This is a genomic window from Micromonospora sp. M51, from assembly GCF_018070305.1.
Classification (GTDB): domain Bacteria; phylum Actinomycetota; class Actinomycetes; order Mycobacteriales; family Micromonosporaceae; genus Micromonospora; species Micromonospora parva.
The window spans coordinates 1-8,598 of record NZ_JAGPXZ010000201.1; the positions used below are offsets into that span (position 1 = coordinate 1).

The following is an 8,598-nucleotide window of genomic DNA, read 5'->3' on the forward strand; positions in this document are numbered from 1 at the left end:
GCGACTTCACGGGCGCGGGGGCTCGTGGCGCGCCGGGGTCCAGGTGTAACGACCGGGGGGCCGGGGTCATTCCGGGGGTGGCCCATCCCGTCGGCACCCACGGGGAGGCGATGCCTGCGGTCGATCGTGGGGATCACAACGACCGGGTGGCCGGGGTCATTCCCGGTGGCCCAACCTGCCGGCACCCCCATCACGGCGGTGCCTGCGGTCGATCGTGGGGACCATAACGCCCGGGTGGCGGCGGGCATTCCACCCTGCCGGACCTCGGATCCCGCGCCCGTGAAACCGGGCGGCGGGAGGTGCTGCTGCGATCGTCAGGGTGCGTAACGACCCCGGCCCGGCCACGATTCCCGCCTACGGGTGCCCCCGGCCACCACCCACACACACCCCACAACCCGACACACCACCCACACAACCACGGCCCCACGGCCCCACGGCACCGAACCGGCCCGCACGCCCGTGATCCACTCGGGTTCACGGAAACCGGGGCATCCGGGACGCCAGGACACCCCGACTTCATGAAACCCGAGTCGATCACGCATCGTCTGACGACCTCGGCTGGCGCATAACCGGACAAACATCGCGGCGAGCAAGGTCGGGTGGGTTCGTCTGCGATAGCGCGATGGGATCAGCCTGAGCGACACCGGCCCGGGTGGGCGTTACCCTGACACCATGCAGGCCGTCTCCCCCACCGCGACCGGCGTGGCGTTTCTGGCCCGCCCGGGTCGTCCCGCTGTGGTGGCGCGGACGCTCGCCGAGCTGGCCGGTCCCACTCGGGGTGTGGTGGAGCTGCCGGTGCGGCTGATGTGGAACGCCGAGCGCACCTTCGACCTCGGCGACCCCGACCAGCTGCTCTGGATGTACGAGAACGTGCTTCGCGAGACCACCCGGGCCGAGGATCTGCGCTCCCTGATCAACGGGCGGACGTTGCGCCGGGTGTGGCGACTGCTCAACCTGCCTCGGGGCGTACGCCAGGCGTGGGAGAGCCGGCACCGCGGCCTGCGTACGGCGTGACCGAACCGCATCTGCACGAGTTCTACCGGGAGGTGGCCCGGGTGGCGCTGTCCGCCGCCGGGCCGTACCGGTTCGTGCTGGGTGGTGGGGTGGCGTGGGCGGCGCACGGTCTGGTCGCCCGACCGACGGAGGACGTCGACCTCTTCGCGGACGTGGAGGGTGCCGCGGCGGCGGCGTCCGCCGGGGTGCGCGTGGCTCTGGAGCGGGCCGGGTTCCTCGTCACTGACGCCGACCCGGACAGTGAGCTGGCCGAGCTGTTCGACGGGTACGAGCAGGACATGAAGGACTTCGTGGTGAGCCGCGACGGACGGCAGATCCGGCTCAGCCTGGCCCGGTTGGACCGCCAGCAGAGCCCGGTGGTGATGGACCTCGGCCCGGTGATGGACGTCCGTGACCTGGTGGCGAACAAGATCGCGGCGTTGGTCAACCGGCGGGAGGTTCGCGACTTCATCGACGTGGCCGCGGCTCTCGACCACTATGACGTGACCGAGCTGTTGGTGCTGGCCCGTCAGGTCGATCCCGCGCTGGACCCGGACGACGTCCGCGCCGCTGGCCGCTACCTGGACCGGCTCTCCGACCAGCGCTTCGGCCGGTACGGCCTGGGCGCCGCCGAGGTCGCCGAGATTCGACAACGCTTCGCCAGCTGGCCGCGTTAACCCCACGCCCGACCGCACCGCACCATCGGTGCGCACCACCCGACCACGCCCGATGAGCCGGTTCGCGGGAGCGTGCGAGGCACTGAGCCAGCACGGCCGGTGGCCCCGGCACACCACAGCGCCGGGTGGGCGCCCGCACGACGCCCACCCGGGTGGGTCATCACTTGGTCGGTCGACCGCCGGTGACGCCCAGGATCTCGCCGGTGACGTAGCTCGACTCCTGCGAGGCGAAGAAGACGTACGCGGGTGCCAGCTCGGCCGGCTGCCCGGGGCGTCCCTCGGGGGTGTCGGTGCCGAACTGTTCCACCTTCTCCTTCGGCATGGTGGCCGGGATCAGCGGCGTCCACACCGGACCGGGAGCGACAGCGTTGACCCGGATGCCCTGCTCGGCCAGGTCGGCGGCGAGGGCCTTGGTGAAGTTGGCGATCCCCGCCTTCGTGGTGGCGTAGTCCAGCAACTGCGGCGACGGGTCGAACGCCTGGATCGACGACGTGTTGATGATCGCCGCCCCTTCGGCCAGGTGCGGGATGGCGGCCTTGCAGAGCCAGAACATCGCGTACAGGTTGGTCTTGAACACCCGGTCGAACTGCTCGGTGCTGATCCCGAGGATGCCCTTGTCCTGCGACATCTGGTACGCCGCGTTGTTGACCAGGATGTCGAGGCCACCCAGGTCCCGCACCGCCCGGTCGACCAGTTCCTGGCAGTGCGCCTCGTCGGTGATGTCGCCACGTACCGCGATGCCTCGGCGCCCGGCGGCCTCGATCAGCCGGACGGTCTCCCGGGCGTCGGCGTCCTCCTCCTCGCCAAGGTAGGAGATGAGGACGTCCGCGCCCTCCCGGGCGAAGGCGATCGCGACCGCCCGGCCGATCCCGGAGTCACCGCCGGTGATCAGTGCCCGCTTGCCGTCGAGTTTGCCGCTGCCCCGGTACGACTCCTCCCCGTGGTCCGGCTTGGGGGTCATCTCCGCGGTCGCGCCCGGCGCCGACTGCTGCTGTGCGGGTTGGCCGGACTGCTGGCCGTACTGGCTGGTCGGGTCCTGTTGGGTGTGCTGGTCCTCGCTCACTGCTGCCATCTCCTCGTCGCGCGCGGAAGGTGGGGCTCTCCCGCGAATGTCGTCGTGATGGCCCTACCCTGCGTCGGCCTGCGGAAACCGTTGCAGCTGCCGGGGCTGGCGTGGCGGGAGTGTCAGCTGCTGGTTATGGTGCGCAAGGCGCTCACGAGGCGCGTCCACCCCCATGGAAAGGCACGTCATGACCTCTGGATCCGGCCCGTCGCGCCGCCAGGTGCTCGTCGCCGCAGCGGCGGCGGCGACCACCCCGCTGATCGCCGCCGCGCCCGCGCAGGCGGCCGGCCCGGCCCGGCCGCGCACCTGGGACCTCACCCTCCTGGGCACGTCGGACACGCACGGCAACGTCTACAACTGGGATTACTACCGCGACGCCGAGTACGACGACAGCAAGCAGAACGACATCGGTGTTGCGAAGCTGGCGACCCTGATCAACCAGATCCGTCGGGAGCGGCGCGGCAAGGCGACGCTCGTGCTCGACGCCGGCGACACGATTCAGGGCACGCCCCTCGCGACGTACTACGCCAAGCAGGAGCCGATCACCGCCACCGGGGAGAAGCACCCGATGGCCCGGGCGATGAACGTCATCGACTACGACGCGGTGACCCTGGGCAACCACGAGTTCAACTACGGTCTGCCGCTGCTGGACCTGTGGATCCGCCAGCTCGGCTTCCCCGCGCTCGCCGCGAACGCCGTCAACGCGAAGACCGGCAAGCCGGCCTTCCTGCCGTACGTCATCAAGAAGGTCTCCCTCGGTTTCGCCGCGCCGACCCTGCGCGTCGGCATCCTGGGGCTGACCAACCCCGGCGTGGCCATCTGGGACAAGGGCAACGTCGAGGGCAAGCTGCGCTTCGACGACATGATCGCGACCGCCGCGAAGTGGGTGCCGATCATGCGGGCCCGCGGCGCGGACCTGGTGCTGATCTCCGCGCACGGCGGTGACAGCGGCACCTCCAGCTACGGCCCGGAGCTGCCGAACGAGAACCCGGTGGCGCTGATCGCCCAGCAGGTGCCGGGAATCGACGCGATCCTCTTCGGCCACGCGCACAACGAGGTGGTCGAGCGGTTCGTCACCAACGAGCGGACCGGCGCGCAGGTGCTGCTCTCCGAGCCGTCGAAGTGGGGCCAGCGGCTCACCCGCATGGACTTCACCCTGGCCCGCGAGCGTGGTCGGTGGACGATCACCAAGAAGGCCGCCACCATGCTGAACACCAACACGGTGGTCGAGGACCCGAAGGTGCTCGCCGCCGTGCGAGCCCAACACCAGAAGACCATCGCGTACGTCAACCAGGTGGTCGCGCAGTCGACGGTGGAGCTGTCGGCGGCCGAGTCGCGGTACAAGGACACGCCCATCCTGGACTTCATCAACCACGTGCAGACCGAGGTGGTCGGCGCGGCGCTGGCTGGCACCGCGTACGCGGACCTGCCGGTGCTGTCGATCGCGGCGCCGTTCAGCCGCACGGCCGTCTTCCCCGCCGGCGACGTCAAGATTCGCGACGTGGCCGGCCTGTACGTGTACGACAACACCCTCGAGGCGGTGGTGCTCAGCGGGGCCGAGGTGCGCGCGTACCTGGAGTACTCGGCGAAGTACTTCCGCACCCTGGCGCCGGGCGCGCCGGTCGACCCGGAGCAGATCAGTGACCCGGCCGTGCCGGACTACAACTACGACGTCTTCTCCGGCGTCGACTACGACATCGACATCTCCAAGCCGGTCGGGCAGCGCATCACCCGCCTGGTGCTGGCCGGCACCGACACGCCGGTGGCCGACAACGCCCAGTTCGTGGTGGCGGTGAACAACTACCGGCGCAGCGGCGGCGGCAACTTCCCCGGCATCGTGAAGACCCAGGTCTACAACGCGCAGCAGGAGATCCGCCAGCTGCTCATCGACTGGGCGCAGGCCAAGGGGACGATCGACCCGGCCGACTTCTTCCAGCCCAACTGGCGGCTGGTACGCGAGGGCGTGCCGGTCTTCTGACCTCAGCGCAGCATCGACGGGCCGTGGGTGGCGACACCCGCGGCCCGTTGTGCGTTGTCAGCCGGCGTGGCGCAGGTCCCAGTGGACCGGGTCGTCCCACACCTCGGGCCGATCGCTTCGTGACTCGGTTTCGGTCAGCTCGACCCGCTGATCGGGGCGGGCGGCGAGCGGCAACTGCCCGAACCGTACGTGGCGCAGGAACGCGTACTCGTCGTCGGTGAACGGCTGCTCGGTCATCGGCACCTCCTGACTCCCCTGCGATTGTCCGACGCCCAGCCCGTTGGACACCAGTGGCGGGGCGCACGTCGCGTAGGGCATCCTAGGATCCTGGGTGAATAGCGGGTGCCCGGCGCGGGGCGGGTAACCGATTCAGCACCGCGAGGGCTGCCCGGATGGGGCGGCGGCGCAGCATCTCGTCGAAGCTCGCCCGACCCTGGCAGAACTGCACGAACATCCGCCAGCCCGGCGGGGTCGCCAACAGGGCGTGGAACACATCCGGGCGGCGGGTGAACACGTCGAGCAGCCGGAACCCCGCCCGCATCTCCGGCAGCAGACGCTCGGCCACCGCCCGCTCGTACCCCGCCAGATCACCGCCCGCGACCGCAGCCCCGGCCAACGCACCGGACCGCAACGCGAAGCTGATGCCCTCCCGGCTCCACGGCTCCAACAGCCCCGCCGCGTCCCCCACGACCAGCACCCGGCCGTTGCGCAACGGTGAATCCTCCGCACGGCACCGGGTCAGGTGACCGGAGTCGTGCTCCGCCGGCAACCCGGTCAGACCCAACCGGTCGACGAACCGCCGCAGGTAGTCACGGGTCCCCTCCCCCGCGCCGCGACCGGCGATCACACCGACGGTCAGCCGGTCACCCTTGGGAAAGACCCAGGCGTACGAGCCCGGCATGGCACCCCAGTCCAGCAGCAGCCGACCCCGCCACCGCTCCTGCTCGACGGGCGGCACCGGAAGCTCCACCTCCAGACCCAGATCCACCTGCCGGTACCGAACCCCGACATGCCGGCCGGTCACCCCCGACGAGCCGTCCGCCCCGATCACGGCACGAGCCGCGATCGTCGTACCGTCGGCCAGCCGCAGGCGTACCCCATCAGGGTCCTGCTCGATAGCGCGGACCGCGACCCGCTCCCGCATCTCGGCCCCGGCGGCGACCGCCGCGGCCCGCAGCCGGTCGTCGAACTCCTCGCGGCGCACCATCGTCACCACCGGACTGTCGTTGCGGCGAGTGAACTCCCGACCGCCGTCGCGGGTGAACGTCACCCGGTCCACCCGGTCGTGCGCGGGCACCTCGATCCGACCCTCGACAGCCGCCAGCGAGGTGCCGATCAGACCACCACCGCAGGTCTTGTACCGCGGATGCGCGGCCCGCTCGACAACAAGTGTGGAAACGCCCGCACGGGCGGCGGCGTGCGCCGCGGACAGCCCGGCGGGGCCAGCGCCGACAACGACGAGGTCCCAAACGATCACGGAAGCAGCCTAGGGCACCACCGACGCGCGACCAGCCGACCCGCCCGCCGTCGCGACCGCCCGATCGGGTGCGCATCTTCGGTCACCGAGGGGGTAACCGGCGCACGGCAACCGCCACCGCAGTGGCGGCCGAGCGAAGGAGGAACCATGCAGCAGGTGCCACTGTCGGAGGCCGAGCAACGGGTGTACCAGGCGGTCACCACCCTTGAGGCACGCGGGCAGGTGCCCTACCCGGACCTGATCGCCGAGGAATCCGGACTCACCGAGGAACAGGTGGGCAGCCCCCTGCACCTGCTCACCGAGAAGGGCCTGCTGCACCGCGAGGACTCACCGATGGCCGGCCTCGACTTCGGCCCCCGGTTTTGCGCCCGCCAGATGGCGTGACCCACGGAACCAGCCGGCACGGTTCGCCCCCCGCCGACCCGGGTAGCGGTCAACCATGCGTGACCAAGGGTCGACGGGGGGCACGATGAACGCGGCGCAGCCGCCGCAGCCGGTCACCCCGGCCGAGAACCGACGACGCTGGCAGGCCGTCGGCGTCGGACTCGTCGCCGCGTTCATGACCCTGCTCGACGTGAGCATCGTCAACGTCGCGGTGCCGTCCATCGACCGGGCGTTGCACGCCTCACCGAGCGACCTGCAGTGGGTTCTCTCCGGGTACGCGCTCACCTTCGGCCTGGCGCTGGTGCCCGCCGGCCGATTCGGCGACGCCCGCGGGCGGCGCAACGCGTTCGTCTTCGGCATCGCGCTGTTCACCATCACCAGCGCGCTCGCCGGCCTCGCCACCTCCCCCACCTGGCTGGTCATCACCCGACTGCTGCAGGGCGCCGCGGCCGGCGTCGTCAACCCGCAGGTCATCGGGCTGATCCAGCAGCTGTTCCGGGGGCCCGAACGCGCCCGCCCGTTCGGGCTGCTCGGCGCCACCATCGGCATCTCCACCGCCGTCGGGCCGCTACTCGGCGGGTTGCTCATCGCCGTCGGCGGCGAGGAGCACGGCTGGCGCTGGGTCTTCTTCGTCAACGTGCCCGTCGGTGTTCTCGCGGTGATCCTCGGCTGGCGGTTGCTGCCCGGCCGCCCCACCGGTCAACCCGGCTGGCGTCGACTCGACCCCGTCGGCGTCCTGCTGCTCGGCATCGGCGTGGTGCTGGTCCTGCTGCCACTGGTGCAGGAACAGCAGTGGCGCACCCCCTGGAAGTGGGCGCTCATCCCGGCCGGCCTGGCGGTGCTGGTCGCCTTCGGGCTCTGGGAACGACGGTACGCGCGCCGCAACCAACCCCTGTTCGACCTTCGACTGTTCAACCTCCAGTCGTACACCCTGGGCTCGATCCTGGCGCTCGTCTACTTCGGCGGGTTCACCGCGATCTTCTTCATCTTCACCCTGTTCCTGCAGATGGGTCTCGGCTACAGCGCCCTCGTCGCCGGCCTGGCCATCACCCCCTTCGCCCTGGGTTCGGCCGCCGCCGCCGTACTCGGTGGCCGCATCGTCAACCGCTTCGGCCGACCACTGGTCGCCATCGGCCTGCTCACCGTGGTGGTCGGGCTGGCCGCGACGGTCATCGCGCTGCACCTCGCACCGCACGCCCCGGCACCGTGGGTCACCGCTGGCCCGCTGCTCGTCGCCGGCATCGGCAGCGGACTCGTGATCGCCCCCAACCAGACGATCACCCTCTCCGAAGTGCCGGTAGATCAGGCGGGCAGCGGCGCGGGCATGCTCCAGACCGGTCAGCGGATCGGCGCGGCGGCCGGCATCGCCGCCGTCGGCTCACTGTTCTTCTCGTCGTTGGCCGACAGCCGCGGCGACTGGACCACCGCCTTCGAACAGTCCCTCATGCTGGCTACCGGCATCATCGTGCTCGCGCTGATCGCCGCGCTGATCGACATCTGGCGCAACCACAACCACAAGAACTGACCGGGGTACGCCGCTGGCCGGCACCCCGGGTTGCGGGTGCCGGCCAGCGGTCAGAGTCGTGCGGTGGTGCGGTGGTGCGGTGGTGCGGTGGTGTTGCTGTTCGGTCGTGCGGTGGTGCGGGTCAGCTGTTCCAGTGCTGGGCGACGAGGTCGGTGGCCTGCTGCTCCCACTGGGCGTAGGCGTCCGGGTACGCCGACACCTGCACCGTCTGCGCGGCCACGGTCAGCGGCATGTCCTGCCACCCGTCAACCTGCTTGAGGCCCTTGAGGAACGCGGTCGTGGAGTACTCGGGGTCGGTGATCTGCTCCGGGGTACCCCAACCACTGGACGGGCGCTGCTGGAACAGGCCCAGCGAGTCATGATCGTTCCTATCGCCCAGGTGACCCAGGTTCTCCAGCTTCGACTCCTGCAGGCTCGTCGCGATCGAGATCACCGCGGCGCGCTCAGGCAGGCCGGCCTTCTTCGTCGCGGCGATGATCGCCTTGACGTTGGCCGTCTGCT

General features: G+C 70.6%; 9 protein-coding genes. 5 read left to right on the forward strand and 4 right to left on the reverse strand.

What is annotated here, in order from left to right; genetic code table 11:
* The first annotated feature begins 672 nt into the window (after positions 1–672).
* Both KBX53_RS13400 and KBX53_RS13405 read left to right on the forward strand, forming a co-directional pair.
* Positions 673–1,014, forward strand: a complete 342-nt coding sequence (locus tag KBX53_RS13400; protein WP_030338026.1) for a hypothetical protein — start codon at positions 673–675, stop codon at positions 1,012–1,014.
* Positions 1,011–1,670 carry a nucleotidyl transferase AbiEii/AbiGii toxin family protein gene (locus KBX53_RS13405; protein ID WP_036412771.1) on the forward strand — a complete coding sequence of 220 codons (660 nt, stop codon included), beginning with the start codon at positions 1,011–1,013 and terminating at the stop codon, positions 1,668–1,670. The genes KBX53_RS13400 and KBX53_RS13405 overlap by 4 nt, the downstream gene beginning before the upstream one ends.
* Positions 1,671–1,830: 160 nt before the next feature.
* Here KBX53_RS13405 and KBX53_RS13410 read toward each other — a convergent pair whose 3' ends face one another.
* Positions 1,831–2,733 (reverse strand): SDR family oxidoreductase, encoded by a 903-nt coding sequence (locus tag KBX53_RS13410; protein ID WP_309140766.1) that lies wholly within the window; start codon positions 2,731–2,733, stop codon positions 1,831–1,833.
* Between the two features lie 187 nt (positions 2,734–2,920).
* On the opposite strand from KBX53_RS13410, the gene KBX53_RS13415 reads away from it, so the two are divergent.
* Positions 2,921–4,711, forward strand: a complete 1,791-nt coding sequence (locus tag KBX53_RS13415; RefSeq protein ID WP_210859531.1) for a bifunctional UDP-sugar hydrolase/5'-nucleotidase — start codon at positions 2,921–2,923, stop codon at positions 4,709–4,711.
* A 57-nt stretch (positions 4,712–4,768) separates the two neighbouring features.
* Here KBX53_RS13415 and KBX53_RS13420 read toward each other — a convergent pair whose 3' ends face one another.
* Together KBX53_RS13420 and KBX53_RS13425 are read right to left on the reverse strand one after the other, a co-directional pair.
* Complete coding sequence (locus tag KBX53_RS13420) at positions 4,769–5,029, reverse strand: hypothetical protein (RefSeq protein WP_247675568.1); 261 nt, start codon at positions 5,027–5,029, stop codon at positions 4,769–4,771.
* Position 5,030: 1 nt separating this feature from the next.
* Positions 5,031–6,188 carry a geranylgeranyl reductase family protein gene (locus KBX53_RS13425; RefSeq protein ID WP_210859533.1) on the reverse strand — a complete coding sequence of 386 codons (1,158 nt, stop codon included), beginning with the start codon at positions 6,186–6,188 and terminating at the stop codon, positions 5,031–5,033.
* Positions 6,189–6,335: 147 nt separating this feature from the next.
* Between KBX53_RS13425 and KBX53_RS13430 the strand changes: the two genes are divergently transcribed.
* Positions 6,336–6,572 (forward strand): hypothetical protein, encoded by a 237-nt coding sequence (locus KBX53_RS13430; protein WP_210859535.1) that lies wholly within the window; start codon positions 6,336–6,338, stop codon positions 6,570–6,572.
* A gap of 85 nt (positions 6,573–6,657) precedes the next feature.
* The gene (locus tag KBX53_RS13435) at positions 6,658–8,097 is read left to right on the forward strand and encodes an MFS transporter (RefSeq protein WP_030338033.1); all 1,440 of its coding nucleotides are present in this window, start codon (positions 6,658–6,660) and stop codon (positions 8,095–8,097) included.
* Between the two features lie 121 nt (positions 8,098–8,218).
* Here the strand turns inward: KBX53_RS13435 and KBX53_RS13440 are convergent.
* Positions 8,219–8,598: hypothetical protein (locus tag KBX53_RS13440; protein ID WP_210859537.1), on the reverse strand; the 380-nt coding region annotated here is incomplete at its 5' end.

Bases quoted from the DNA above. Each gene is read 5' to 3' on its own strand.
- KBX53_RS13400 (WP_030338026.1), top strand. From the start codon at position 673: ATGCAGGCCGTCTCCCCCACCGCGACCGGCGTGGCGTTTCTGGCCCGC.
- KBX53_RS13415 (WP_210859531.1), top strand. From the start codon at position 2,921: ATGACCTCTGGATCCGGCCCGTCGCGCCGCCAGGTGCTCGTCGCCGCA.
- KBX53_RS13420 (WP_247675568.1), bottom strand. From the start codon at position 5,029: ATGCCCTACGCGACGTGCGCCCCGCCACTGGTGTCCAACGGGCTGGGC.
- KBX53_RS13430 (WP_210859535.1), top strand. From the start codon at position 6,336: ATGCAGCAGGTGCCACTGTCGGAGGCCGAGCAACGGGTGTACCAGGCG.
- KBX53_RS13435 (WP_030338033.1), top strand. From the start codon at position 6,658: ATGAACGCGGCGCAGCCGCCGCAGCCGGTCACCCCGGCCGAGAACCGA.